This window comes from Acidobacteriota bacterium (assembly GCA_016195325.1).
In the GTDB taxonomy this organism is placed as follows: Bacteria; Acidobacteriota; Polarisedimenticolia; order JACPZX01; family JACPZX01; genus JACPZX01.
Map to the genome: position 1 here is coordinate 46,138 of JACPZX010000120.1, position 26,288 is coordinate 72,425.

At 71.1% G+C, this 26,288-nt stretch carries 23 protein-coding genes; 18 read left to right on the top strand and 5 right to left on the bottom strand.

All coding sequences use genetic code 11. The features are described 5' to 3' along the window. The gene (locus tag HY049_19890; protein MBI3451161.1) at nucleotides 1-1,212 is read right to left on the bottom strand and encodes a carboxypeptidase regulatory-like domain-containing protein; all 1,212 of its coding nucleotides are present in this window, start codon (nucleotides 1,210-1,212) and stop codon (nucleotides 1-3) included. A gap of 84 nt (nucleotides 1,213-1,296) precedes the next feature. Here HY049_19890 and hslV point away from each other — a divergent pair, with 84 nt between their 5' ends. From hslV to HY049_19925, 7 genes are read left to right on the top strand one after another with little or no spacing between them, the layout of a single operon-like run. Next, the gene (gene hslV / locus HY049_19895; protein MBI3451162.1) at nucleotides 1,297-1,839 is read left to right on the top strand and encodes an ATP-dependent protease subunit HslV; all 543 of its coding nucleotides are present in this window, start codon (nucleotides 1,297-1,299) and stop codon (nucleotides 1,837-1,839) included. Continuing rightward, nucleotides 1,836-3,191, top strand: coding sequence for an ATP-dependent protease ATPase subunit HslU (gene hslU, locus HY049_19900; protein MBI3451163.1), 1,356 nt, complete (start codon nucleotides 1,836-1,838; stop codon nucleotides 3,189-3,191). Before hslV ends, hslU begins: the two co-directional genes overlap by 4 nt. Continuing rightward, nucleotides 3,188-4,294: a fibronectin type III domain-containing protein gene (locus HY049_19905; protein MBI3451164.1), complete on the top strand. Its 1,107-nt coding sequence runs from the start codon at nucleotides 3,188-3,190 to the stop codon at nucleotides 4,292-4,294. The genes hslU and HY049_19905 overlap by 4 nt, the downstream gene beginning before the upstream one ends. Continuing rightward, the gene (gene dapF, locus HY049_19910) at nucleotides 4,291-5,145 is read left to right on the top strand and encodes a diaminopimelate epimerase (GenBank protein MBI3451165.1); all 855 of its coding nucleotides are present in this window, start codon (nucleotides 4,291-4,293) and stop codon (nucleotides 5,143-5,145) included. The genes HY049_19905 and dapF overlap by 4 nt, the downstream gene beginning before the upstream one ends. Continuing rightward, nucleotides 5,142-5,414 (top strand): hypothetical protein, encoded by a 273-nt coding sequence (locus tag HY049_19915; GenBank protein ID MBI3451166.1) that lies wholly within the window; start codon nucleotides 5,142-5,144, stop codon nucleotides 5,412-5,414. The genes dapF and HY049_19915 overlap by 4 nt, the downstream gene beginning before the upstream one ends. Next, nucleotides 5,414-6,415, top strand: a complete 1,002-nt coding sequence (locus HY049_19920; GenBank protein ID MBI3451167.1) for a PhzF family phenazine biosynthesis protein — start codon at nucleotides 5,414-5,416, stop codon at nucleotides 6,413-6,415. The genes HY049_19915 and HY049_19920 overlap by 1 nt, the downstream gene beginning before the upstream one ends. Continuing rightward, nucleotides 6,412-7,380, top strand: coding sequence for a hypothetical protein (locus HY049_19925; protein ID MBI3451168.1), 969 nt, complete (start codon nucleotides 6,412-6,414; stop codon nucleotides 7,378-7,380). The genes HY049_19920 and HY049_19925 overlap by 4 nt, the downstream gene beginning before the upstream one ends. Here the strand turns inward: HY049_19925 and HY049_19930 are convergent. From HY049_19930 to HY049_19945, 4 genes are all read right to left on the bottom strand, one after another. Continuing rightward, on the bottom strand, nucleotides 7,337-8,593 hold the full coding sequence (locus HY049_19930) for an HlyC/CorC family transporter (protein ID MBI3451169.1): 1,257 nt from the start codon (nucleotides 8,591-8,593) through the stop codon (nucleotides 7,337-7,339). The two genes, HY049_19925 and HY049_19930, sit on opposite strands and share 44 nt — an antisense overlap. Beyond that, on the bottom strand, nucleotides 8,590-9,486 hold the full coding sequence (locus HY049_19935; protein ID MBI3451170.1) for a DMT family transporter: 897 nt from the start codon (nucleotides 9,484-9,486) through the stop codon (nucleotides 8,590-8,592). The genes HY049_19930 and HY049_19935 overlap by 4 nt, the downstream gene beginning before the upstream one ends. Continuing rightward, the gene (locus tag HY049_19940) at nucleotides 9,477-10,787 is read right to left on the bottom strand and encodes a hypothetical protein (GenBank protein ID MBI3451171.1); all 1,311 of its coding nucleotides are present in this window, start codon (nucleotides 10,785-10,787) and stop codon (nucleotides 9,477-9,479) included. Before HY049_19940 ends, HY049_19935 begins: the two co-directional genes overlap by 10 nt. Nucleotides 10,788-10,880: 93 nt before the next feature. Continuing rightward, nucleotides 10,881-11,825, bottom strand: coding sequence for a tetratricopeptide repeat protein (locus tag HY049_19945; GenBank protein MBI3451172.1), 945 nt, complete (start codon nucleotides 11,823-11,825; stop codon nucleotides 10,881-10,883). A 302-nt stretch (nucleotides 11,826-12,127) separates the two neighbouring features. Between HY049_19945 and HY049_19950 the strand changes: the two genes are divergently transcribed. From HY049_19950 to HY049_20000, 11 genes are all read left to right on the top strand, one after another. Next, the gene (locus tag HY049_19950) at nucleotides 12,128-13,015 is read left to right on the top strand and encodes a UDP-3-O-acyl-N-acetylglucosamine deacetylase (GenBank protein MBI3451173.1); all 888 of its coding nucleotides are present in this window, start codon (nucleotides 12,128-12,130) and stop codon (nucleotides 13,013-13,015) included. A 206-nt stretch (nucleotides 13,016-13,221) separates the two neighbouring features. After that, complete coding sequence (locus HY049_19955; GenBank protein ID MBI3451174.1) at nucleotides 13,222-13,782, top strand: DUF4390 domain-containing protein; 561 nt, start codon at nucleotides 13,222-13,224, stop codon at nucleotides 13,780-13,782. Nucleotides 13,783-13,828: 46 nt separating this feature from the next. Continuing rightward, nucleotides 13,829-16,027 carry a HAMP domain-containing protein gene (locus tag HY049_19960; GenBank protein MBI3451175.1) on the top strand — a complete coding sequence of 733 codons (2,199 nt, stop codon included), beginning with the start codon at nucleotides 13,829-13,831 and terminating at the stop codon, nucleotides 16,025-16,027. A 22-nt stretch (nucleotides 16,028-16,049) separates the two neighbouring features. Beyond that, nucleotides 16,050-17,507 carry a sigma-54-dependent Fis family transcriptional regulator gene (locus HY049_19965; GenBank protein MBI3451176.1) on the top strand — a complete coding sequence of 486 codons (1,458 nt, stop codon included), beginning with the start codon at nucleotides 16,050-16,052 and terminating at the stop codon, nucleotides 17,505-17,507. Next, nucleotides 17,504-18,478, top strand: coding sequence for a PHP domain-containing protein (locus HY049_19970; GenBank protein ID MBI3451177.1), 975 nt, complete (start codon nucleotides 17,504-17,506; stop codon nucleotides 18,476-18,478). The genes HY049_19965 and HY049_19970 overlap by 4 nt, the downstream gene beginning before the upstream one ends. Continuing rightward, nucleotides 18,475-19,206: a sigma-70 family RNA polymerase sigma factor gene (locus tag HY049_19975; protein MBI3451178.1), complete on the top strand. Its 732-nt coding sequence runs from the start codon at nucleotides 18,475-18,477 to the stop codon at nucleotides 19,204-19,206. The genes HY049_19970 and HY049_19975 overlap by 4 nt, the downstream gene beginning before the upstream one ends. After that, the gene (locus HY049_19980) at nucleotides 19,203-20,291 is read left to right on the top strand and encodes a serine/threonine protein kinase (protein ID MBI3451179.1); all 1,089 of its coding nucleotides are present in this window, start codon (nucleotides 19,203-19,205) and stop codon (nucleotides 20,289-20,291) included. The genes HY049_19975 and HY049_19980 overlap by 4 nt, the downstream gene beginning before the upstream one ends. Before the next feature lie 186 nt (nucleotides 20,292-20,477). Continuing rightward, on the top strand, nucleotides 20,478-24,257 hold the full coding sequence (locus HY049_19985; protein MBI3451180.1) for a tetratricopeptide repeat protein: 3,780 nt from the start codon (nucleotides 20,478-20,480) through the stop codon (nucleotides 24,255-24,257). After that, complete coding sequence (locus tag HY049_19990; GenBank protein MBI3451181.1) at nucleotides 24,254-25,204, top strand: tetratricopeptide repeat protein; 951 nt, start codon at nucleotides 24,254-24,256, stop codon at nucleotides 25,202-25,204. Before HY049_19985 ends, HY049_19990 begins: the two co-directional genes overlap by 4 nt. Beyond that, nucleotides 25,201-25,593: a hypothetical protein gene (locus HY049_19995; protein ID MBI3451182.1), complete on the top strand. Its 393-nt coding sequence runs from the start codon at nucleotides 25,201-25,203 to the stop codon at nucleotides 25,591-25,593. The genes HY049_19990 and HY049_19995 overlap by 4 nt, the downstream gene beginning before the upstream one ends. Before the next feature lie 206 nt (nucleotides 25,594-25,799). Further along, nucleotides 25,800-26,288, top strand: a 489-nt coding sequence (locus HY049_20000) for a hypothetical protein (GenBank protein ID MBI3451183.1), incomplete at its 3' end; no start/stop codon positions are given.

Below are 26,288 nucleotides of genomic sequence, written 5' to 3' on the forward strand. Positions count from 1 at the left end.
TCAGTTCTCGGGGCTCACGATCGTGCGGGGCATCTCGAGAGCCGCGGGGTTCACGTTCGGCGGGACCGTGAGCCCGAAGCGCTCGACGTCGACCGGGTTCACCGCGAAGTAACGGGTCCTCGGGAAGATGACGCCGATGTCCGCCACGGTCGCCTCGCGCTTCAGGACGTTCGTCAGGAGCCGGCCCGCGTAGGCGCCCAGCTCGCGGAAGCCCGGGGCGTACGAGAAGGTCGCCCCCGACCGGACCATGGCGCCGTCGGGAACAATAAAGATGATGCCCCGCTCTTGCGTGAAAGCGCGCACTTCGCTGAAGACGTCCATCGTGAAGAGGCCCGGGTCGAGGAGAAGGATGAACGCGTCGATGCCGGAGTCTGCGAGCGACCGCAGGCGCTCCTTCACGTCGCCGCGCTCGTGGACCGCTCGCACCTCGAGGGAGAACCCCGCGTCCTCGGCCTCGGTGCGGAGCTGCCTCACCACGCCGTCGAGGCGGGAGGGATCGAAGAGCGTGCCGATCCGCTTCGCCTTCGGCGCCATCCGCTCGAGGACGTCGAGCTGCTCGGAGAAGGCTCCGTTCGACTGCACGCCGCACATGTTGTCGGCCTTGAGATCCTCTTTCTCGGGATCGAGGACCATCGTGTAGACGACCGGGATGTCGAAGATCGTCTCGCGGGCGAGATGGGCCGCGAGCGATCCGATCGCCAGCACGCCGTCGGGGCGCGCGCCGAGGGCGCGGTTCAGGCGGCGCACGACGTCCGGAGTGCGCTCGGTCGCCTCGAAGACGCGCACTCCCGCGGGGAGGGTCTCTCGCGCGCCGGCGAGCGCGGTCTTGTGGTACGGGACGCGCGGATCGGTGATGACGAGGGTGGCGTAGACCCCCTTCGGCCTCAGCCGGAAGTTGAGGTGCACCGTCTCGTCGGCGCGGACGGAGTAGCCGCTGCGCTCGACGGTGGCGCGCTCGGGGGCGACGACCTTCAGCTTCAGCTCGGTCGTGGCGGGGAGTCCCGCGATCCGGTAGAAGCCGCTCTCGTCGGTCTCGCAGTCCCAGACCCCGACGGCCCGGTCGCCGCTGATGGTGACGACGGCGCCGCGGATGGGGTGGCCGGAATCGTCGAAGATGCGCCCCTGGACGTGGCCCGCGTTGATGGCGGCAGCCGGTGCGAGGGCCAGGAGAAGGAGGCAGAGGGCGGAGGCGAAATAGACAGGGACTCGCATGACCATTCCCCCCAGAACGACCGTTGAATGATACTCCCAAGCCTCGGGAAGGCAACAGCGAAGTGCTAGACTCGCCGCACTTCCATGGTCAAACGGCTGGACATCCGGAGCACGACGGTCCTCGCGGTTCGCCGCGACGGCCGGACCGCGATCGCGGGCGACGGGCAGGTGACCGTCCAGAACGTCGTCTTCAAGCACGGCGCCCGCAAGGTGCGGAAGATCCACCGCGACTCCGTCCTGACCGGGTTCGCGGGCTCCGCGGCCGACGCCTTCGCCCTCTTCTCCCGCTTCGAGGCCAAGCTCGAGGAGCATCGAGGGAATCTGGAGCGGGCGGCGGTCGAGCTGGTGAAGGACTGGCGCCTCGACCGCGCCCTCCGGAGGCTCGAGGCGCTCCTCATCGCGGCCAACACCGACCACGTCTACATCCTCTCGGGGACGGGCGACCTCATCGAGCCCGACGACGGCGTCGCGGCGATCGGCTCGGGAGGGGGCTACGCGCTCGCCGCGGCGCGCGCGATGCTCCGTCACACGGCGCTGCCCGCCGCGGAGATCGCCCGCGAGGCGATGAAGATCGCCGGCACGATGGACATCTACACCAACGACAACATCTCCGTCGAGGAGCTATGAAGACGCTCGCCGCTCCCGAGGTGACCGACGCGGGCCTCACGCCGCGCGCCATCGTCCAGGAGCTCGACAAGCACATCGTCGGCCAGTCCCGCGCCAAGCGCGCCGTCGCGATCGCGCTCCGGAACCGCATCCGCCGCCAGCGGCTCGCGCCGGAGCTCGCCGAGGAGATCGCCCCGAAGAACATCATCATGATCGGGCCGACCGGCGTCGGGAAGACCGAGATCGCGCGCCGTCTCGCGCGCCTCACGCGCTCGCCGTTCCTCAAGATCGAGGCGTCCAAGTTCACCGAGGTCGGGTACGTCGGGCGCGACGTCGAATCGATGGTCCGCGACATCACCGAGTTGGCCGTCGACATGGTCCGGCAGGAGAAGGTGGGGGAGATCCGCCAGCGCGCCCGGGCGCGCGTCGAGGAGCGCCTGCTGTCCGAGCTCACCCCGAAGGACGGGGACGGCGCGGCGACTCCGGCCGAGATGGTCGAGGCGCGCGAGAGGCTGCGCGACGAGCTGAAGAAAGGGCTCCTCGACGACCGCGTCATCGAGGTGGACGTCCGGGAGCGCCCGAACCAGGGGCTCAAGATTTTCTCGAACGCGGGGATGGAGGAGATGAACATCAACCTCCAGTCGATGATGCCCGGCCTCTTCCCGGGGAAAACGAAGACGCGCCGCATGACGGTCGAGGAGGCGCGCGAGCACTTCCTGCGGGAGGAAGAAGACCGGCTGGTCGATCAGGACGAGGTCGCGAAGATCGCGCTCCGCCGCGTCGAGCAGTCGGGGATCATCTTCCTGGACGAGATCGACAAGATCGCAGGCCGCGAGGGGAGCCAGGGCCCCGACGTCTCCCGCGAGGGGGTTCAGCGCGATCTCCTCCCGATCATCGAGGGGACGACGGTCAGCACGAAGCACGGGATGGTGCGGACCGATCACATCCTGTTCATCGCCTCGGGGGCCTTCCACGTCAGCAAGCCCTCGGACCTCATCCCGGAGCTGCAGGGGAGATTTCCCATCCGCGTGGAGCTCGATGCGCTGACGCGCGACGATTTCATCCGCATCCTCACGCAGCCGGAGAGCTCCCTCGTCAAGCAGTACACGGCCCTCATGGACATCGAAGGGGTCGAGCTGCGCTTCACCCCCGAGGCGGTCGGCGCCGTCGCCGACTACGCCGCGACGGTGAACGACCGGATGGAGAACATCGGCGCGCGACGTCTTCACACGATCATGGAGAAGCTCCTCGACGACATCCTCTTCGAGGGGGCCGATCTCCCGTCGAAGACCCAGGTGATCGACGCCGCGTACGTCCACCGGATGCTCGCGGACATCGTGAAGGACCAGGACCTCAGCAAGTACATCCTGTGATCGCGCGCCGAAGCGAAGCCCTTCTCGCCCTCGCCGTGCTCGCGCTCGCGGCCTCCGCGGCGTGCGGGAAGAAGGGCCTCCCCAAGCCCCCGCAGTGGATCCGCCCGAAGCCCGCCCAGGGCCTTCGCCTCCTGCAGCGCGGCGACGAGGTCGTCGTGAGCCTGGCGCCGCCGAAGGAGCGCACCGACGGGGAGCCGTTCGAGCAGCCCGTGCAGCTCCGCGTCACGCTGCTTCCCGAGGCCGCCGCGCGCCCGGGCCGCCAGGAGGGGAGGCGGGTCAAGCAGCGCCCGCCGTCCCAGCGCCCCGGATCGACCTCGTGGGTCGTTCCGCGCGACGAATGGCCCGGCTATGCCGCCGGCGATCGGCTCGAGATCCCGATTCATCTCGCGAGCCTCGGCCTTCCGGAGCTCGCGGGGAAGGAAGGCCTCTCGGGGCGGCGCGTCTCCTTCGTGGTGGAGGTGCAGGAGGGGAAGCGCTGGCGCAGCGCGCCCGCCGGGCCGATCGCGATCACGCTCTGCGCGGCCCCCGCCCCCCCGGCGCGCGCGGAAGCCCGGCCGGCCCCCACCGGGATCCTCGTCTGGTGGCCGGCCGCGGAGAAGGGAGCACCGCCAGTGCAGATCTACCGCGCGGCCCCCGCCGCGGAGTTCGGCGAGAAGCCGTACCGGACGCTGCCGGCGGGGACCACCACGTTCCTCGACGAGACGGCCGAGATCGGCGCCGAGTACCGGTACGAGATCCGGTTCGGGCGCGCCGATGAGCCCAACCGGTGCGAGAGCGCCTCGGCGACAGCCTCGGCGACGCGCATCGATGTCTTCCCTCCGGCCCGGCCCGTGGGCCTCGCGGCGGCGGCCGAGGACAAGCTGATCCGCCTCTTCTGGACTCCCGGACCCGAGCTCGACATCGCGGGCTACCTCGTCTACCGGAGCGACGGGCCCCGCGAGCCGTTCCGGCTGCTCACCGCCACACCGATCCCCGCCACGACGTACGCGGACACCGACGTCCGCCGCGGAACGCGGTACACTTACGTCGTCTCGGCCGTCGACGGGGCCGCGAGCCCCAACGAGAGCGGGTGGTCCGAGCCTGCGGAGGAGATCCTGCCGTGAGTCCGGTCGTGAGCGAGGCGCTGATCCGGGCCGCCGAGGGGGCGCCGTTCCAGAAGGTGACCGGCGGGGGGAACGACTTCGTCCTCATCGACAACCGGAACGGCAGGTTCTCGGGGGATCTCGGCGACCTCGTGCGGCGCGTCTGCCACCGGGGGCTCGGCGTCGGGGCCGACGGGATGATCTTCATCGAGCCGTCGGATTCAGCGGACCTGAAGATGGTCTACTACAACCGCGACGGGGGGCGCGCGGATCTCTGCGGCAACGGCCTGCGGTGTGTCGCGCGATGGGCCTCCCGGACCGGCTCCTTCCCCCGCGCGATGCGGGTGGAGACCGGCGCCGGGGTTCTCGCCGCCGATGGCGTCGCCGAGCCCCCCTGGTTCACGCTCCCGCTGGGCGCGGCGGAGCCCACGCGGCTCACCCTCGACGCGGGCGGCCGGTCCTTCGACGGAGTGCGCGTGAAGGCGGGGGTCCCCCACTTCGTCGTCCGGGTCGACGACGCCTTCGCCGCGGGGGTCCTCGACTCGGCCCCCCAGCTCAGATCTCATCCGCGGCTCGGCGCCGAAGGGGCGAACGTGGACTACTTCACGCCCCGCGGGGAGGGGCGCTGCGACGTGAGGTTCTTCGAGCGAGGGGTCGAGGCCGAGACGCTGAGCAGCGGCAGCGGCAGCATCTCGGTGGCCGTCGCGTGCGACCTCCTCGGCATCCCCGGCTCTCCGATCGTCTGCCGCAATCGCGAGGGGCTCGAGAGCCGCGTGGTCGTGTCGCGGAGCTCGGGCCGTCTCGAGGCGACGCTCGCGGGCGAGGTGAGGATGCTCTTCCGCGGGCGCCTCGTCCGCGAGATGCTGGCGTGAAAAAGCGCCTCGCCCACCCGCACCCCGTGCTGCGGGTGATCCGCCTCGTCGCGGGGATCCTCCTGCTCGTGCTCGGCATCATCGGCGTGCTCCTCCCCGTGATCCAGGGGTGGATGTTCGCGCTGCCCGGCCTGCTTCTTCTTGCGCCGGAGAGCCGGCTGATCCGCAAGCTCATCGTCACCACGAGGACACGCCTCAGGCTTCGGCGATCGAAGCGGCGGCGCGAGGCCGCGGCGCGCGCAGCGACCGCGGGGAAGGAGGGTCGCTGATGGCTCGGGATCTCGCGATCGCCAGGGTCGATGCCTTCACCGCCGTCGCGTTTCAGGGGAACCCGGCGGGCGTCGTGACGCGCGGCGGGGAGGATCTCAGCGACGCGCAGATGCTGAGCATCGCCCGGGAGATGAACGTCTCGGAGACGGCCTTCCTCCTCCCGGCCTCGAAGCCGGGGGCTGATCTCCGCATCCGCTGGTTCACGCCGGCGGTCGAGGTGAGCCTGTGCGGGCACGCCACGATCGCGTCGTTCCACGTCGCCGCCGAGGAAGGGTCGTGGGGGCTCGCGGGGGAGGGGACGCGCCGCCTGCGGGTCGAGACGCGGGCTGGGATCCTCCCGGTCGAAGTCGATCTCCGCCCGGGCGCGCCGGCGCTCGTCCGGATGGGGCTTCCCGACCCGCACGTCACCGAATGGCAGGACACCGGCGCGGTGCGCGCGGCGCTCGGGCTCGCGACCGATGCGGTGGCCCGCGAGGCGCCGCCGATCCAGTGCGGCGAGTACGTCCTCCTGCCGGTGGGACACCTCAGGGCGCTCAAGGATCTCAAGCCCGACGTCACGGCGCTTCGCCGGATTCCCCTTCCGGGGGGCGCGGACGGCGTCATCGTCGTCACGACGCACACGACCGAGCCTCTCTCGGCGGTCCACCTTCGCATGTTCGCTCCGGCCGCGGGCCTCGCCGAGGATCCGGGCACCGGCTCGGCCCAGGGGCCCGTCGCCGCCTGGCTCGCGCGCGCCGGTTACTTCTCGGGCGCGGCGGGATCGCGGGCGGGGACGGCAGGGGGTGGGGACGACGAGCCGACGCGTCCCATCCGAAAGTTCCACCGAGCCGCCGGCGGGAGGATCGGCTACACCGCCGAGCAGGGGGACTTCCTGGGCAGGAGATGCCGCATCGAGGTGGAGCTCGACGCCGATCTCGGCGCGGCCCCGCCCTCCGTGAAGAACATCTCGATTCACGGAACGGCCGTGACGGTGCTCACCGGGAGGATCCGGATTCCATGAGCGCCTCGACGCGCCAGCCGGCGCGACCGATCGCCGCGGTCCTCGCGGGGCTCGCGTGCCTTCTGGCGCCGGCCGCCGCGCCGGCCGCCGCGGCCGACGGAGTGAGTCTCCGCTACGCGCTCCGCCCGGGAGCGGTGTACGAGGGGACGATGCGCGCGACGCTGGCGACGCACGTGACGATGGAGGGGCTCCCCGAGGAGGCCGCCGCGATGATGCGGGCGCTCCTCGGCGACGCGAGCCAGAGGACCGAGCTCAGGACGATCCTTCGAACGGGCGAGCCCGCCGCGGATCGCGGTCTGCCCGTCGAGCTCACGCTGTCAGGCGGCGTCATGGAGATGACCCTGGCCGGCCAGACGATCGAGATCCCGGGCGCCCGGGAGGCGCTGGCGGCCTCACCGTCGTGGAGCGGGCGGCTGAGCCCCGACGGCCGGGCCGTGGAGCTCGATCCCGGCTCCGCGAAGGGGGCGCCGGGGCTTCCGCCGGACACGGCCGATCGCGTCATGCAGGCGCTGCCGCCCCGTCCGGAGCGGACGCTGCGACCGGGCGACACCTTCGAGGTCGTCTCCAGGGGAGCGGTGCCGGGGCTGCCGATGGCGGGGCGGATTCCCGTCGCCTCGAAGATCGTCTTCACGCTGAAGAGCGCGGGGGAGGGGGAGGCCCGGTTCGACACGGAGAGCACCGTCACCTCCGACGCCTCCGGCGAGGCCACTCCGCGCATGAAGGTGAAGCTCTCGGGCCGGGGCGCCGGCCACGCGACGTTCGACCTTCGCGAAGGCCACTTCACGTCGCTCGCGGCGGACGTGAAGATCGACGCGGAGATCGAGGTCCCCCTCCCGACGGAGCCTGATCCCGCCCCCGGAGGATCTCCCGGCCCGCCGGGCGTCGTCAGGATTCACGCGACGCTGCAGGGGCCGACCGGGCTCACGATGAGCCGGAAGATGGCCCCGGCTTCGACCGGATCCTGACCTTCCGGACGCGCCGCTCTCCGGCGTCGACGACCGTCAGGACCAGGTTCTCGAACTCGACGGCATCGCCCGTCCGCGGGATCCGCTGGAGCCTGTGAGCGATGAAGCCCGCGAGGGTCTCGTACCCCGCCCTGGGAAAAGACACGCCGAGCCGGTCGGAGAGCTCGCTCAACCGGACGCTTCCCGCTGCGACGTGATCCCCCGACGGCTCGCGCTGGAGATCGTCGCGATGGGGGCGATCGAACTCGTCGAGGATGTCTCCGACCATCTCCTCGAGCACGTCCTCGAAGGTGACGATCCCGCACGAGGCGCCGAACTCGTCGACGACGATCGCCATCTCCTGGCCGCGGCGGCGGAACTCGTCGAGGATCTGGTTCAGGCGCGCCGACTCGGGGACGTAGAAGGGGCGGCGGAGCACCGAGGCGACCCCGGCGCCCGTGGCGCCGCTCGTCACGATGTCGAGCGCGTGGACGACGCCGACGATGTTGTCGGTGCGCTCCTGGTACACCGGCAGGCGGGAATACCCCACGCGGCGAATCGTCTCGCAGGCCGCCGCCACGCTGGAGCCCGCCTCGATCGAGACGACGTCCGGGAGGGGCGTCATCACCTCGCGCACCTTCGAGGCCGCCATGCCGAGCAGGCGGTGGATCATCCGCGCCTCCTCCGGATCGAGGGCGGCGCGCCGCTCCGCGCGCAGCAGCGCGCGGAGCTCCTCGCGCGTGACGAACGGATGCCTGGCCCCCGGCGTCTCGACCGAGGCGACGAGGCGGCGGGAGAGCCCGCCGGCGACCGCGACCGCGGGGGCCAGCAGGGTCATCGCGCCGCGCACGGGATAGGCGACGAGCGACGCCAGCGAGTCGGCGTGCCTCCGCGCCAGAGCCTTCGGCAGGATCTCGCCGAAGACCAGCATGAACGGTGCGAGAGCGACGATCGCCCAGGCGGAGCGCGCATCGCCCAGCCCGCGCGCCGCCACCTCGTTCGCCGTGAACGAGGCGCAGACGACGCAGAGGTTCGTTCCCGTGAGGGTGGTCGCGAGGAGTGTCTCCGGGTGGGCCAGCATGCCGAGGGCGCAGGCCGCGGCGCCCGAGCCCGCGTCGGCCCGGACGCGCAGCCGCGCCCGGTTCGCCGAGACGAGGGCGACCTCGGAGAGCGCGAAGAAGGCCTCTCCGGCGATCAGGGCGGCGACGCCGGCGACGAGGAGCGGCGCCGTCATCCCGCGGAGACCTCCCGCCGGCGCCGGCCGAGCGGGATCCGGGGCGCCACCATCGCCCCGGCGATGAGCGCCGCCCCGAGGGTGAAGCGCGCGGTCGGCTTCTCTCCGTCGACGACGTACGCGGTGAGCGCGGCGAACATCGGCTCGGTGGCGAAGATGATCGCCGCGCGCGACGCCGTGGTGTCGGGCTGGAATGCGTTCTGCACGACGAACGCGAGCGCCGTCCCCCCGAGGCCGGTCACGAGCAGCGCTGAGGCGAGCGCGGGGGTGAGCGTGAACCGCGTGGACTCGGCGAAGAGCGCGAGCGGAGCGCAGACGAGGAACGCGGCGGTGATCTGGTGGAAGACGAGGCTCCGGACCTCGTGGCGCCGGGCGGCGATGTCCACGCCGACGATGTGCGCCGCGAAGATGATGGCGCAGAGGACCGTGAGCACCTCCCCGACGCCGAAGCCTCCCGTTTCGACTCCCGCGGCGGGGAGCGTGACGAGTCGAAGCCCGGCCACCGCCATCGCCGCGCCGGCGAGCGACCCGGGCGTCAGGCCCCCGCGCCCGATCATCGCCGCGAGGAGCGGGACGACGGCGACGGAGAGGCCTGTCAGGAACGCCGAGCGTGTCGCGGTGGTGTGCGTGAGGCCGAGGGTCTGAAGGGCGAAGCCCGAGCCGAGCAGGAGCCCGAGCCACGCGCCCGCGCGCGCCGTGTCCCGACGGATCGGAAAGGCGTCCCGGCGGAAGACGAGGCCGAGCGCGAGCGTCGCGATGCCGAACCGCACGGCGAGAAACGCGAAAGGGGAGGCGTCCACGAGGGCGCGCTTGACGACGACGAACGTTCCGCCCCAGAGGGCGCTGAGCGCGAGGAGCGAGAGATCGGCCTTGAGGTCGGGCCTCAGGCCCACGGGACGCGGATCGCGCTTTCGTCGCCGTTGGCGAGCGTCCGGACGAGCTCCTGCAGGAAGTAATTCGTCGCCGCCCGGACCCTCGCGTTCACCCGCTGATCGTACATGCCGCGGCTCCTGTCGATGTCCTCCCTGAGGCGCTCGTAGAGATCCTTCTGGCGGCGCCCCTCCTCGACCTGCCGCTCGTTGTACAGGACGATCTCGCTCACGAGAAGCCGGGCGAATCGCCGCGCCTCCTCGTGAAGCTTTCGCTCCTCGTCGGGAAGGTGGTCGAGCGACATCGCGGGCGCCTGCGGTGGCGCGGGAGGAGGCGGCACCGGAGCGGCCACCGGGGCCGGCTGAGGCGCGGGTGCGCTCGGGCTGGCGGGACGCGAGCCGCCGCTCATCATGGAAGCCGTCGAGGCGGAAGCCGTCGAGGCGGATGCCGACGGGGTGGAGGCCGTCAGCGCCGACTTTTCCGGCACGGCGGGCGTCGTCCCCGTCATCGAGATGGGGCCGGAGGCCGACATGGACGGCGCGGGAGCCGCCGCCGAGGGCTGCGCCTGGGGCTGCGGCCCCGAGGCATCGGTCCCCTTCGGCCGCGGGGCCTTCTGCCGCGTCGCCAGCGTCTCGAGGCAGAGCCCCGCATGAACGGCGAGGATCTCGGGGACCTCGGGGTCGAGAATCTGCTCGTCCTTCCCGCAGTCGCCGTACAGAACCGCCGCGACCTTGTCGCGGATCCAGATCGGAACGGCCATCGCGTCCCGGGGCATCTCACCGCCGAGTCGCGACAGGAACTGGGAATCCTTCGGGTGATCGCCGGCGCGTCCGCGCACGGTCTGTCCCGAGCTGCAGGCCGCGCCCACGATCGTGTCGTCGCCGAATGGAATGGAAAGGCCCCGGACGTCCGCGTCCTGCGCGCGCTCGAAGCCGCGCGCCGCCCATCCGGCGAGGGAGTCCTTCTTCACGATGAAGAAAGCCACACGGGAGCATGAGACGGTGGACACCAGAAGGAGCTGGGTCAACAGCCCGACCTGATCCGTTGCCGCGAGAAGCTCCCGCTGCGCCGTGAGGACGTGCGACGTGAGCCCCACCTCGGCCGCCGGCGGCGGCGCCGGCGCCGGAACGGGGGCCGGAGCCGGCATGAGCTCCGCCGGAAGGGAGAATTCCTCGCCCGCTGCCGAGAGCGCCGCCTCCAGCCGGGCGACGGCCGCCAGGATCTCGTCGCGCGCCGCGGACGCGGCGGCCGTCGATTCCGCCGTGCGAGCTCTCAGCGTGGATGCGACGTAACGGTCGATCGTTTGCTTGGCGTCGTCTGCCATGGAGTGGTCACCGTGCTCGGGTGTTGTGCTTGCGGACGCAAGGCGTGCCGCGAGAGCGGCGTCGGCCATGTTGAGCCATGCGTGCCGAACGTGTCAAGAAAGCAGGTCGCGCAGCGCCGGCAGCTCCGCGGCCAGCTCGTGGAGCAGCGGGTTCAGCTCGAGGGCCCGGTCGAGATCGGCGGCCGCGTCGTCTCGTGCCCCGAGGCGGGCGTACGCCATGGCCCGGTTCAGGAGGTACGTCGCGGTCTCCTCATCGATGCGAACCGCGGCGCGGAAGCATTCGACCGCCTGGCGATCATCGCCGAGCCGCGCCCAGACCGACCCGACGGCATTCCAGGTGGAGGCGGATCTCGAGTCGATCTCCAGGCAGCGCAGGTAGCAGTTCACCGCCTCGAGAAGCCTTCCCTGCATCACCCGGGTCGTCGCAAGATTGTTCCAGATGTCGGTGTCGGTCGGCTCGAGAGAGACCGCCTCGTGATAGCAGGCGGCTGCGCGCTCCCATTCCCCGCCGTCGAGGTAGGTGTTGCCGATGTTGTACCAGCTGGCGCCGTCCGAAGGATTCAATCGCAACGCCTCGCGGTAGGCTCCTCGCGCCTCGTCACGCCGGCCGGACTGACAGAGAGCGAATCCGAGGTTGAACCAGCCGCGGACGTCGGTCGGAACGTCCCTGGTCACGTTCCGGTACGCCCGGACCGCGAGGCCGGTCTCACCGAGCCCGACGAGCGCGTTCCCCATGTCGAGCCACCCATCGTCGCCCTCGCCGGTCAGGGCGACCGCCTTCCGGAGCGCGGCGCGCGCGCGATCGGCGTCTCCGGTGGCGTCTGCGGCCAGGCCGAGCCTCTGCCACGCGACGCCGAGCGTCGGATCCACCTCGGTGGCCCGCGCGAACGACTCGACCGCCTCAGCGGCCTCGCCCGCGGCTTCCAGCTCGACCCCTGAGCGGATCCATTCGGTCGCCTGTCGGCGTCGTTCGGCCCTGGAACTGGAACGAGGGGAGATGCGCGCGAACGGGATCGGCTGGTGGATCGATCTTCCCAAGTGTTGACCCCAAAAGAGAAATCGACGGATAGTACCCACGGAACGAGGCACCGTCAACGAAAAAAATGAAATGAGGTGAAACGAATCAGAGTGTTGTGTGATCGACACAGTCGATGTGGCGATGAAGTAACGAAAAAGAAACGGCGGCCCTGCTATCCCGACGATGCGCCGAATGAGATCTTTAGAATCAATCAGTTGCGTTGCCGGGGACGAGATGGATCAGGTGGCACGGCCCGTGCTGTACTCCGGTCGCACGACGGTCGCGCGAGCGTCCGATCGGCCTCCACCGGAGAACCTACATCTTGATCCAGCAGCGCACATTGAAGCGCTCCTTCGAATGTTCGGGAATCGGGCTGCACTCGGGTCAACCTGTACGTCTTCGTGTGCATCCCGCGCGGCGTGATGCGGGCATCTCGTTCGTGCGCCGGGATCTTTCGACTGATGTGTTGCGGCTCAAGAGGGCAAGGGTGGTGAGAGCCGATCACGCGACGACGCTCTCCGGCAAGGGGTTCACGGTCTCAACCGTCGAGCACCTTCTGGCCGCGCTTCGTGTGATGGGGGTCGACAACGCGAGCATCGACCTCGATGGACCTGAGGTCCCGATCATGGATGGGTCCGCGGCCCCCTTCATGTATCTGATTCGCGAGGCCGGCATTCGACGGCAGGCCGCGCCCCGTCGATACCTGACGGTTCGCGAGCCGATCGAGATTCAGGTGGATGGACGCGAAATCGCCATCCATCCGGCCGACAGGCTGCGCATCACCTACACCATCGACTTTCCCGGCACCTTCATCGGACGGCAGTCCATCTCCCGGACCATCCAGAAACAGGTCTTCGCCCAGGATCTGGCTCCCGCGCGGACGTTCTGTTTCCTGAAGGAAGTGGCCGCGCTCAGATCCCGCGGGCTCGCCCTCGGAGGCAGCCTCGAGAACGCGGTCGTCGTGGACGAATCCGGCCCCATGAACCGGCTCCGGTTCCCGGACGAGTTCGTCCGGCACAAGGTGCTCGATCTGGTGGGGGATCTGGCTTTGCTCGGTATGCCGGTCCTCGGCCACGTCATCGCATCGAAGGCCGGGCATTCGCTGCACTCCCACCTCGTCGACGCGCTCCGGCAGTCGAGCGTCGCCGACGTCGTGTTTCGCAGCGGCGTCAGCGCGGGCTCGCTCCGCCCCGCCGTCGCCTCGGCCTGACGCGCGCTCCCCGCGCCCAGGTCCCCCCGCATCCTTCCAGTTGGTGATCCACGCCGGCGTTTTGCTAGTATGGTGTGTCTTTTGAGCATCACTTCGCCGGCGGGGGCTGATTGGATTCGAGGGTCAAAAGGAAGCACCGTGTGGGCTGCGCTCCCCGTCGGATAGGGGTCTCTCGCGGGCCGGCCCGCGGTCTGGCTTGCCTCGCGGTGGCCATCCTGGGGCTTGCAGGGGTACCGCCGGGCGCCCGCACCGGCGACGCGCTGAACGCCGGCGCGGAGATTCGCGGCATCCAGCTCGAGAATGGCGCCCACGATCTCTTCGTCTCCTTCGGGCTCAGCGGGGCCTTCACCCGGGAGATCAGGGACCAGATCGACTCCGGCCTGCCGGTCACCTTCAACCATTTCGTGGAAATCCTGAACCGCCGCCCGGCCTGGTTCGACGCGACCGTCGTCCGCAAGGTGATCTCGTCCACAGTCACCTTCGACACGCTGACCCGGCAGTACCGCCTCAACCGGAGCGTCAACGGGGAGATGATGGAGACGCTCGTGTCGGATCGCCAGGCGGACATGGAGCGCTTCATGACCAGCGTGGACCGCCTGCGGCTCTGCGATCCCGCCGACCTCGCCGGCGATCGGGCGCTCTACCTGAGGGTCAAGTCCAGGGTCCAGAAGCGATTCGTCTTCTTCTTCATCCCGTGGGATTTCGAGACCTCCTGGGCGCGGGTGCGGCTCAACGTCGCCGACACGCCCGCGTCCCCGAGCCCGTGAGCCTCGCCTCCGCCGCGCGGACGGGCGCCCCTCTGCGGGCCCCGAGATGAGCCAGGCCGAAAAGCGCATCAAGACCGATCGCCTGGTCCTCTTCGGCATCAGCGCGCTCGTCGTGGTCCTGACGGCGGCGTACGCCTTCCTCCAGCGATCCGAGGACCTCTCGTTCAAGTACGTCACCAACACCGTCCTCCTCGGCTTCCTCGGCATCCTCGATCTCGTCCTGATCATCGGGCTGGTGGTCGTTCTCACCCGCAACCTCGCGAAGCTCCTCCTCGAGCGACGGCGGGACATCCTGGGCTCGCGCTTCCGGACGAAGCTCGTCTTCAGCTTCATAGGGTTGTGCCTGGTTCCGTCGGTCCTGCTCTTCGTCGCGGCGATCAGCCTCATCGAGCGCAACGTCGAGCGGTGGTTCAACACCCCGGTCGACGTCATCGCGTCGCAGTCGCAGCAGATCGTCCAGGCTCTCTACCAGGAGCACCGGGATCGCGCCCGGAAGCTGGCCGAAACCCTCGCGACCGTGGTCGGACGCGAGAAGCTCCTCCAGGGGACCCAGCGCCGCCTCCTTCTGGGTGCGCTCCAGGGGAAGATGCGCGAGTACCGCCTGGACTACGCGTCGGTGTACGACGCCGAGGGGGCGGGCGTCGTCGCCGCGAACCCGCTCCTCTCCCTCGATCACCTCACCCCGCCCCCCGAGAACCTGCGGGAGCGAGCGATGCTCGGAGAGCCCTTCGAGTGGATCGAGGACCTCGGCTCGGGGCGTCTCGTCCGCGCCGGCTGGCCGATCCGCCCCGCGGCCGGCGGCGAGATCGTCGGCGTCGCGATCGCGGGCTCGTACGTCGGCAAGGAGATCGCCGCCCTCACCACGTCGGTGAGCCGCGCCTCGGAGAACTACCGCCAGATCAAGGCGCAGAAGGGGGCGATCCAGCAGGTGTACATCTCGGTCTTCGTCCTGATCACGCTCCTCGTGATCTTCGGGGCGACGTGGATCGGCTTCTATCTCGCCGGCCAGATCACGGTCCCGATCCAGATGCTCGCGGAGGGGACGCGCGCGGTGGCGGGCGGCGATCTCGACTACAGGGTCTCCGTCAGGCCCGGGGACGAGCTGGGGATTCTGGTCGACTCGTTCAACGCGATGACCGGCGAGCTGAAGGGACGGCGGGAGGAGGCCGAGCGCGCCGCCGCCGAGATCCGGACCCGGAACGCCGAGATGGAGGATCGCCGGCGCTACATCGAGACGCTCCTCGAGAGCATCCCGGTGGGCGTCGTCTCGCTTTCCGCGGAGGGGCGCGTCACGACGATCAACCGCGCCGCCCGCAGAATCCTGAGGATCGACCCGGGGCTCGACGTGCGGCTCCTCCGGTTCGGCGAGCTCTTCGCGCGGGGGAGGCTGGCGGAGGTCGGGGAGGCGGCGGGGGAGTGCCTTGCGAGGAAGGCTCCCATGTTCCGGGAGATCCACTCGAACGTGGACGGAGAGCCGATCTCGCTCGGCGTCACCGTCGCCACGGTCGGCGAGGAGCCTTCCCCGGGGGTCATCCTCGTGATGGAGGACGTCACGAGGCTCATCAAGGCGCAGAAGACCGCCGCGTGGCAGGAGGTCGCGCGGCGCATCGCCCACGAGATCAAGAACCCCCTGACGCCGATACAGCTCTCGGCCCAGAGGATCCTGAAGAAGCACCGAGAAGGCGGGGCCGACTTCGCCGCGGCCCTCGAAGAGGGGGCGGCGACGATCGTCCGCGAGGTGAAGACGCTCAAGACGCTCGTGAACGAGTTCTCGGGGTTCGCCAGGATGCCGGCGGTCAACCCGATCCCCGCGGACCTTCACGAGATCATCGACGCCGCGCTCGGCCTCTACCAGGGAGCGTACGCCGACGTCCGGTTCGATCGGGAGTTCTCGGGAGACCTCCCGAGCGCGCGGCTCGATCACGAGCAGATGAAGCGGGTCTTCGTGAACCTGATCGACAACGCGCTGGAGGCGATGGATCGCCATGGCCGCATCGTGATCGGGACGCGATACCTCCGCGACCAGCGTCTCATGCGCATCGAGGTCGCCGACGACGGGCCCGGCATTCCGTCCGAGGACAAGGACAAGCTCTTCCTGCCGTACTTCTCCACGAAGCGGCGCGGGACGGGGCTCGGCCTGGCGATCGTGAACCGGATCGTCTCGGACCACAACGGTTACATCCGAGTCGAGGACAATCGCCCGAGGGGCACGCGGTTCGTCATCGAGCTCCCGGCGGCGTCATGACCGCGGGGCGGGGAGGGGTCACGTGAGCGCGCAGCGCATCCTGATCGTCGACGACGAGTCCGGCATCCGCTCGTCGCTCAGCCAGGTGCTGGGCGACGAGGGGTTCGACGTGGAGGCCGTGTCGACCGGCGAGAAGGGTCTGGAGAGACTCCGCGAGTCGAACTTCCACCTCGTCCTCCTCGACGTGTGGCTGCCGCGCAGGGACGGGCTCGAGATCCTCGAGGAGATCAAGACCGTGCACCCGGACGTCGCGGTCGTGATGATCTCCGGCCACGCGAGCGTGGAGACCGCGGTGAAGGCGACGAAGCTCGGGGCCTTCGATTTCGTCGAGAAGCCCCTGAGCCTCGAGAAGATCTCGCTCGTGGTCCGCAACGCCCTGAAGCACCGCCGCCTCGAGGCGCGCGACCGCGCCCTGCGCGAATCCCTGCGCCGCCGCCCCGCCCTCATCGGCGAGAGCGACGTCATGCTGAAGCTGGCGGAGCAGATCCAGTCGGCGGCGCCGACGAACGGCCGCGTGCTGATCCTCGGCGAGAACGGGACGGGCAAGGAGGTCGTGGCGAAGACGATCCATGCGCTCTCCGACCGCGCCGACGAGCCGTTCGTCGAGGTCAACTGCGCGGCGATTCCCGAGGAGCTGATCGAGAGCGAGCTCTTCGGGCACGTGAAGGGGGCCTTCACCGGCGCGGGCGAGAACAAGAAGGGAAAGTTCGAGCTCGCCGACGGGGGCACCCTCTTCCTCGACGAGATCGGCGACATGAGCCTGAAGACGCAGGCCAAGGTGCTCCGCGTCCTGCAGGAGCAGACCTTCGAGCCGGTCGGCGGCGTGACGGCGATCAAGGTGGATGTCCGCGTGATCGCGGCGACGAACAAGGACCTCCCCGAGCTGATCCGGAGGGGCGCCTTCCGCGAGGATCTCTACTTCAGGCTCAACGTCCTGCCGCTGCGCGTCCCGGCGCTCCGGGAGCGACCCACGGACATCCCGCTCCTCGCCCGGCACTTCCTCGCGGAGTTCGCGCGCCACTACGGGCGCGAGGTCCCGGCGGTCGATCCGGACGTCGTCGAGGCGATCAAGGCCCATCCCTGGCCGGGGAACGTCCGCGAGCTCCGGAACATCGTCGAGCGGATGACGATCATGGGGCCGCGAGGCCGGATCACGGTGGCGGATCTCCCTCCGGAGCTGGGGGGCGCCCATGCCGCTCCCCCCGCCGAGACGGGGCCGGATCTCGCGGCGCCGGGGTCGCTGCGCGACGCGCGCGAGAAGTTCGAGCGGTGGTACATCGGCCGGAGGCTGCGCGAGCACGGCGGCAACGTGACGCGCACGGCGGAGTCGCTGGGCGTGGAGCGGAGCCATCTGCACCGGAAGATGCGGGCGTTCGGGCTCGGGGGCGATCGCCAGGCGGCGGGGCGCTCGCCCGATCCCTCGGCGGCGGTCGCGGGCGAGGAGCCGGCTCCGGACGGAGGCGCGGGGCCGCGAGGATGAGAGCCGATCTCCACGTCCACTCGCATTACTCGGACACGGGACGGTACGCGCGCGCCGGCCTGCGCGACTGCTACGCGCGCCCGGGCGAGATCTACGATCGCGCGCGCGGCGCCGGGATGAATCTCGTCACGCTCACCGATCTCAACACGATCGAGGGGTGCCTCAGGCTTATCGACGAGCGCGGGGCCCCCCCGGATTTCGTCATCGGCGAGGAGATCGAGGCCAGGTTTCCCGACAGCGGCGCCCGCGTGCACCTGTGCGCCTGGGGACTGACCGAGGAGCGCCACCGGGAGGTCTGCCGCCTCCGGGAGAACGCCGAGGACCTGGTGGCATACCTCTGCGCGGAGCGCGTGGCGTGCGCGCTGAGCCATTTCGTCTCGAAGCTGCCGGTCGGCTTTCCGGAGGCGTCGGTCTACCGGCGCGCTCTCGAGCTTTTCGATGCCGTCGAGGTCCGCAACGGCGCCCAGGGCCGGCACTACAACGCTCTCGTCGCCGCGCTCGCCATGGGGCGCGACGGCCCGCGGGGTGCGGTCGGGTTCGTCGGAGGGAGCGACGCCCACACGCTGCGCCGCGTGGGCACCACCTGGACGGAGGCGGAGGCGCGCACGCCGGCGGATTTCCTCGAGGAGATCCGCTCGGGGCGCACGTCGGCGGGAGGAAGAGTGCGAGGCGCGGCGGACATCTTCCTCGATCTCGCCTCCCTCGCCTCCTCGCATTACGCATCGCTTCCGTCGCGGCTCGCCGGCCCCGGGCGCGAGGGGATTCTCCGCCTCGCGGCGGACCTTCCCAGGCAGATCGTCGGCGTCCCCCTCGTCGGGACGATCCTCTACTTCGTGGGGGTGAGGCGGCAGGTCCGGGCGATGCAGCGCGAGATCGCGATCGTCGACCTCCGCGAGTTCCGAAGCCGGATGCGATCCTATCCGCGGCCGGCCCCCGGGCCCGCCGGATCGAGAGAGAGCTCGCGCCCGTGAGGTCGTCTCCCGGCGGAGGGTTCCCAACAACCCGGGTCTCGGCGCTCGTCGGCGCCAGGAGCCGGAACGCCGACGAGAGATCGCGCTCCTTCGACGCGCTCGTCGCCGCCTACTGGAAGCCCGTCTACAAGTACATCCGCCTGAAGTGGTCGCGCTCGCCGGAGGACGCGCAGGACCTGACGCAGGGATTCTTCCTGCGGGCGATGGAGAAGGACTTCTTCGCCCCCTACGACGCCGCGAAGGGGCGCTTCCGCACGTTTCTCAGGGTGTGCCTCGACGGCTATCTCGCGAACGAGCACAAGGCCGCGGGGCGCATCAAGCGCGGCGGGGAGGCCGTCCTCCTTCCGCTCGAGTTCGAGGCGGCCGATGGCGAGATCCGGGAGCGCGGGATTCCCGAGCCCGCCGCGATGGATCGCTGCTTCGACGACGAATGGGTGAGGAGCCTCTTCTCCCTGGCCGTCGACGCGCTGAGGGCCGAGTGCGCCGCCCGTGGCAAGGAGCCCCACTTCCGCATCTTCGAGGCGCACGATCTCGATGCGGATCCGAGGCCGTCGTACGCGGATCTCTCGGCGCGGTTCGGGCTCCCCGTCACCACCGTGACCAACCATCTCTCGTGGGCGCGCCGGGAGTTCCGCCGCCTGGTCCTCGAGACGCTTCGATCGGTGACGGGCTCGGAGGACGAGTTCCGCCGTGAGGCGCGGTTCCTCCTCGGGACGGACCCGCCGTGAGCTTCCTCGGCGACGGGGTCCTGCGCCACCTGCGCGAGGTCGTGGATCTCCCCGATCTCACCGGCACGAAGTACCGGCTGCTCGGCCGGCTCGGGAGGGGAGGGATGGGGGCCGTCCACCGCGTCGAGGACCGCGAGCTCGGGCGCGAGGCGGCGCTGAAGGTCCTCGGCGTTCCCGACGACGCCGGCGAGCTGTCGGCCCGGCTCCTCGCCGAGGCGCGGCTGATCGCGCGGCTCGAGCACCCGAACATCATCCCGATCCACGACGCGGGAACGCTCGCGGATGGCCGCGTCTTCTACGTGATGAAGCTCGTGCGCGGGACGCGCCTGGACGAATGGATGCGCCAGCCGGCCCCGCGGACGGCGCGCCTGCGCGTCTTCCAGAGGATCTGCGAGGCGGTGGCGTTCGCGCACGCGCGCGGCATCGTCCACCGCGACCTCAAGCCCGAGAACGTCATGATCGGCCCGTTCGGCGAGGCGCTCGTCATGGACTGGGGCGTCGCCAAGATTCTCGGCGCGCCGCGGGGGCTCCCGCCGCCGGCTGAAGGAGCGGCGCCCGGCGCCGCCTCCGACGAAGAGGCGCCGACTCTCGACGCCAGGCGGGACGCCCACGCGCCGACGGGACACGGCGCCGTCATCGGCACACCCGCGTACATGGCCCCCGAGCAGGCGCGCGGCGAGATCGACCGCATCGACCAGCGCACCGACGTCTACGCGCTCGGCGCCCTGCTCTACTTCCTCCTCTGCGGCCGCCCGCCCTTCGAGGGGGAGTCGATGGCTGCCGTGCTCCGCTCCGTGGCGGAGGGCCCGGCCCCCACCCCGCGCGCGGCCGATCCCGGCGTCCCGCGCGCCCTCGACGCCGTCTGCGCGAAGGCGATGTCCGCCCTTCCCGCCGCCCGCTACGCGAGCGCCGAGGAGATGTCCCGGGACGTCGACGGGTATCTGGACGGTCAGCCGATCATCGCCTATCCCGAGAACGCCCTCGATCGCGTGGTGCGCTTCGCCGTGAAGAACCGGGCGCTCGTCCTCCTGGTGCTCGCATACCTGGTCATGCGCGTCCTCGTCCTGATCCTCGCCGGGAGATGACGCCTCCCGCCGCGCGCCGGAGGGACGCGGGCCGGGCCCGGTTCCGGTTGTCGCGGTTGTCGGCGCCTGCCGACGCGCGGGACAATCCGGCGGAAGGGGTTGAATCCAACCTTCCGCCACGTATATTCACGTCCCGTGATCGGTAAAAACCTACGTGCGCTCTGGGCGGAGACCTCGCCCGAGAAAGTGCTCGCCCGCGCCCGTCGATTCGCCGAGAAGGGCCGGCTCGACAGCGCGGCGGAGGCTCTCAAGGAGTCCATCGCCGCCCAGGGCGAGGACCCGATCCTCCGCATCGAGCTCTCCCAGATCCTCGTCACGTCGGGACAGTCCCGCGAGGCGGCCGACGGCCTGCGGGGCTTCCTGAAGGCGCATCCGGGGGAGCACCGGCGGGTCTGCGACTTCGTGGACTGGGCGCGCGCGCACCATCACGAGACGCAGGCTCTGCACGAGGTGCTCGGCGAGCACCACGTCTCGCGCCGCGAGTTCGGCCCCGCGCTCGAGTCGCTCGAGCGCGTCGATCGCAAGGGACTACAGCTCCTCCTCGAGTCGCGCCTCGCGACCCTCCAGAGATTCCTCGACAAGTCGGGGGCGGCCACCCCGAAGTCCGCCGTCCCCCTCCTGTACTTCGCCGCCCTCGCGGAGGAGGCGCTCCAGGACTACCCGAAGGCGGTCGAGATGTACCGGAGGATCCTCGCCGCCTCCCCGGGGGAGGTCACGCAGGTCGAGGAGCGGCTCAAGGGGATCATCGCCCGCAACCATCGCAGCGCTCCGCTCCGCGCCGCGCTCGCCGAGGTGTACCAGGGGGCCGGGGAGGAGGCGCGGGCGCTCGAAGAGTACGTCCAGATGGTCGAGGTCGATCCGAAGACGGCGACGCAGGCGGCGACGGCCATCGAGAAGATCGCGGAGACGTCACGGGACGCGGCCCCCGCGCTGTGGGCCCTGTGCCGCGTGCGGCGCCGGGAGGACCGGCTGGAGGATCTCCTGAGGGCGGCGGGGAGGCTCATCGCCCTCGACGCCCATCTCGACGACCTTCGCGGCCTGCTCGAGGCGCTGCTCGCGGACGGGAAGGACGACCCGCGGCTGCAGCTGCTGATCGGCGAATCGGCGCGGCGCGGGAAGAAGCTGCCGCGGGCGACGTCGGCGTTCATGGCCGCGGCGATGCACTCCGCGGTGGATATCCAGGCGCGCGCGCGCGAGGGGCTCGAGCGGATTCTCGAGGACAACCCCGCCGAGCGCCGCGTCCTCGAGGCCCTGTCGGACCAGCACCTCCGCGACGGCCGGTTCGACGACTGCGTGGCGATGCTCGATCGGCTCGGCTCTCTCGACGACCAGGGGGCCGCCACCGCGCTGTCGCGGCTCCAGACGCTTCTGCTCGCGCGGCCGGGACACGCCTCGGCGGAGGGGCTCATCGAGCGGCTCGCACCGAGCTCCGGAAACCCCGCGCTCGCCACCGCGTTCCTGAGGCGGCGCGTGCGGGCGGGGGACGAGGCGGCCCGCTCGGCCCTCGCCTCGCTGCAGCGGCTGCTCGCGCAGGATCCGAAGTCCGCGGAGATCCGGCACGCGACGGCCGAGGCTCACGCCGCGTGCGGTGAGTTCGCCGAGTCGTGGCAGACTCTCAGGCCCCTGGTCGATGCGACGATGGGACCCGACCCGACGCTCCTTCACCTTCTCGTGCTGATCGGCGGGAGCGGCCCAGGGCTCTGCCATGAGGTGAGCGAGGCCTTCCGCACGATGGCGCCGGCCCTCGCGGCGACGCCGGAGGGGAGCTTCGCGATCGGCGAGATGTCGGCGCGCGCGGGCGACATGACCGCGGCGCTGGAGGCCTTCCGCGCCGCGGCGGCGTTCTCGCCCGCGGCGGCGGCCGAGGTGATCGACGCCATCCGTTCCCTCTCGCCGGCCGGCATGATCGGGGAGTCGGCCGTCGCTCTCGGGGAGGCGCTCCTCGAGGCCGGGGACTTCGCCGGCGCCGCGGCCATCCTCGCCTCCTCCACCGAGCTTCCGCCGTCCGCGACGCGCCTGCTCGCCCGGCTCGAAGGCGCGCTCCGGAACTCCCCGGAGAACATCGAGCTGCGGGTGGCGCTCGCGTCGATTCTCTCCGCGGGGGGGCGCGCCGCCCGTGGCCGCGAGGTGATCGACGACGGCATCCGGCGCGGCGGCGAGTCGGCGTCCCCCGTACTCCACCTGGCGAACGGCGACGCGTGGGTCGCCGACGGCAATCTCACGGAGGCCGTGCGCGCCTACTCGCGCGCGATGTCGCAGGACAAGACGACGGCGAGCGAGGCGGCGAGAAAGCTCGGCAAGGTGCTCGACATCGACGTCGGCCATCCGACGGCCCATCTCGCGCTCGGCCGCGCGCTGCTCCTCGACGGCCGGCCCCGCGAGGGGGTCAACGCGCTGCTGACGGCGTGGTCGATCCGCCCGTCGCTCGGCGCCTCGATTCTCAAGGATCTCGGGTATGCCACCCGGTCGTTCCCTCTGGAGCCGCAGGTCGATCTCGCGCGATCCCAGATTCTCCTGGGGCAGGGCGAGGTCGAGGCGGCGAGCGACGCCCTGGGATCGGCGCTGCGGACGTCACCATCCATCGCGACCGAGGTCCTGATGCGCCTCGAGGCGCTGACGCGAAGCCACCCGTCGTGCGCGCGCGCGCACTACCACGCGGCGCACGCGTGGCTCGTGAAGAAGCGGTTCCGAGAGGCGAGCGCCGCCTTCGCCGCCGCCGCCGAGCACGAGCCGAAGCTCGCCGAGCCGGCGGCCGCGGGGCTCGCGATGGTGATGCGGGCCAGCCCCGAGAGCCCGGAGCCGCACATCGCGAGAGCGCGCCTGTACGAGAGCCAGGGAAACGTCATGAGCGCCGCCGAGGCCTACCGCGCGGCGGCCGCGAGGGGCGCGGACCCGCACCTGGCGCTCGATCCCCTCAGGCGCCTCGCGGCGGGGACGGGCCCGAGCCGGGGACGGGCGATGCTGGCCTTCGGCGCCGCGGCCCGCGACCTCGCGCTCCCGGGGGAGTCCGCGGCCGCGTTGACCGAGGCCGCCCGCATCGCCCCTGAGCACATCGACGAGATCCGTGAGGAGCTCGACGGGCTGGTCGCCCTCGACCCCGCGAACGCCGAGGCCCTCATCGCGCGGGCGCGCGTCGCGCTCGGCGCGCACGACGGCGCGACCGCGCTGGCCGACGCCGAGAAGCTGGTGGGGATGCCGGGGCGCGCGGCCGACGCCGCCGCGATCGCGCGCGACGCGGCGGCCACGGGCGGCGACGCGGGGAGGTGCGGCTGGCTCGCCGCCCGGGCCCTCTTCGGCGACGGCAGGTTCGACGAGGCGGCCGCGGAGCTCGATCGCTGCATGGAAGGATCGGCGCCGGTCCGGCGCGCGGAGATGTGCCTCCTGCGCGCGCGGATCGAGCGGCGGCGCGGCGACGTGGCCGCCAGCCGCCGGCTGACGGCCGAGGCGGAGGCGCTGAGCGGTGACCGCGAGACCTTTCTCTCGACGCTCCACGCCGAGGCGATCGCCGCGGCCCGGTTCGCCGCGCAGACGGTGGCGACCGCCTCGGATCGGTGGCGCGCGCTGCGCGCCGCGCTCGATCTCGGCGACGCCGACGCGGCGGAGAAGATCGCGGACGCGCTGTCGCTCGAGCCGAGCCGCCCCGGAGATGATGCCGGCGCGGCCGGTGGCGCGGCGGAGGTGAGGGCGCGCATCGCGTGCCTCCGCGGGCGCTATGCCGACGCGGCGGCGATCCTCGAGCGCGAGGCCCCCTCGATCCTTAAGGCCCACGCCCTGAGCCGCTCGGGGAGAGTGCGCGACGCGGTGGTCTGCCTCGCGCGCATGACCCCGGATGGGGCCGACCCCTCGACCGCGACGCGCCGGCTCATGCTCGAGCTCGCGGCCGACGAGATCCTCGGGGATGCTCCGTGCCTCGTCGCGACGACCCGACTTCGATTCCCGACCGATCCGGAGGGAGAGCGAGAATGATCATCTGCCCGATCCTGTCGCAGCAGCGCCGAGGGGAGGACGGCTCCACGACGTGGGAGCACCACGAGTGCATCGAGGACGGATGCGCCTTCTGGGCCGCCGAGGCGAAGGACTGCTCCCTTCGCGCCTCCGGATTCTCGATTCTCCGCCGCGAGGCCGCGGAGGCCGCAGCGCCCGCGGCCGTTCCTCTGCCGGCCCCGGACCTGTCCACGATTCTCGAGGCCCCGCTCGCCCGCCTCGCCGACGTCGAGCGCAAGCTCCAGGAGCTGGGAGACCGGAGCGCCGCGGCGAGCCGCGACCTGGGGATCCGCCTCCTCGAGGGAGTCGCCGCGCTCGAGCAGCCCGTCAACGCGCTCCGCGACGAGGTCGGGAGGCTGCACTCCCGGTTCGAGGAGACCGCGGGAACTCTCGCGCAGGCCTCGGCCGTGATCGAGGAGCACCGGCGGCGCGAAGACCTCCGGACGGCGGAGGAGGCCAGGGCCGAGGCCGCCGAGTGCAACGCCCGGGGGATGGCGCTCTTCCATCGGGGCGCCTTCGAGGCGGGGGAGGCCGCGTTCCGGCGCGCCGTCGATCTCGACGGCGGCCTGGCGGAGGCGCACAACAATCTGGGGCTCGCTCTCTCTCGCCTCGGGCGGCCCGACGAGGCCGTGGGCTCGTTCGAGAGGGCGCTCCAGATCCGCCCCGATCTGGCCGCCGCGCTGAACAATCTCGGGTTCATGATGCACGAAGGGTCGCGGTTCGAGGAGGCCGTCGATCTGTTTCGCCGCGCGGCGGTCACGGGCCGCGACGCCTCGGCGGCGTACACCAACCTCGGAAACGCCTGCTACAGGCTCAGCCGCAGGACCGAGGCGGTGGACGCCTGGCGCAAGGCTCTCGAGTCCGATCCCCTGAACGAGGACGCGGCGCGCGGGCTGCGACTCTTCGAAGGCGCGGAGGCTTCACGATGACGGCCGACGGCGGCCTCGCGTTCGACGAGAAGGTCCGGAGGTCCCTGACGCCGCTGTGCGGTCCGCTCCGCATCGACGCATTCCTCGGCCTGATGAGCCGCGAGCGGGCGAAGCAGATGGCCTCCCGGGCTGCCGTCTCGCGGCCCGTGAGCCCGGGTGTGCTCACGGAGCGGATTTCGGCGGCGCCCGCTCCCCGCGCCGAGAGGCCCCGGGAGACGGAGCCCGCGGAGGCGGCCCCCGACACCCTCGCCGACTCGAGCAAGCTGAAGGCCGAGGTCGACGCCTTTCTCCACCGCGACGACCGCAGCGAGGCCTCCAGCGGCGAGGTCGACGACTACCTCGAGTTCATCGGCCATAGCGCGTTCAACCCTGAGGACATCCCGGAATAACTGAAACCCCAAAGTGACCCCGAGATTGTTGGATCTCTCCGGGTCACGTCCCACGGATCTGTACTCAGCGATACGCTTCGCCCTCGACCGCGTTCGCCGGTGAACACTGCTTCCGGACCTGCTCGTGTGGACTGTGTCTCTTACGGGCGGCACGACCGTTGCCTTCCCCGCCCCCCATGCGCTGGCCCACCGTTCCTCTCGAGCGGGTGACCCCCTCCCGATTCACTCCCCCTCACTGCCCCTGGCCCAGGTGCTCTGCTCACCGTCCCGGCCCCAGCGTTCCCTTCCACTTCCAGCGCCACGGCTCGTTCCAGCGCCTCTCGGACCGCCGACGTATCCCCCGCTTCCTCTGCCTCGCCTGCGAGCGCACCTTCTCGCTCCAGACCTTCGCCTTCTCCTACTACCTCAGGCGCCCCGCCCTCTCCACCCCCGTCGCCTCGGGGCTCAACGCAGGCTCCGCCTTCCGCCAGCTCGCACGCTCCCTTCTCTGCTCCCCCACGACCATCGCCCGCCGCTCCGCACGGCTCGGGCGCCACTCGCTCCTTCTCCTTGCTCGCTCCCTCTCATCTCTCCCCGATCTCTCCGAGCCCATCGTCTACGACGACTTCGAGTCCTTCGTCCACTCCCAGGACCGCCCCGTCGGGTTCGGCACCGCTGTCGGCAAGTCCTCCTGGTTCGTCTACTCCCTCGACCAG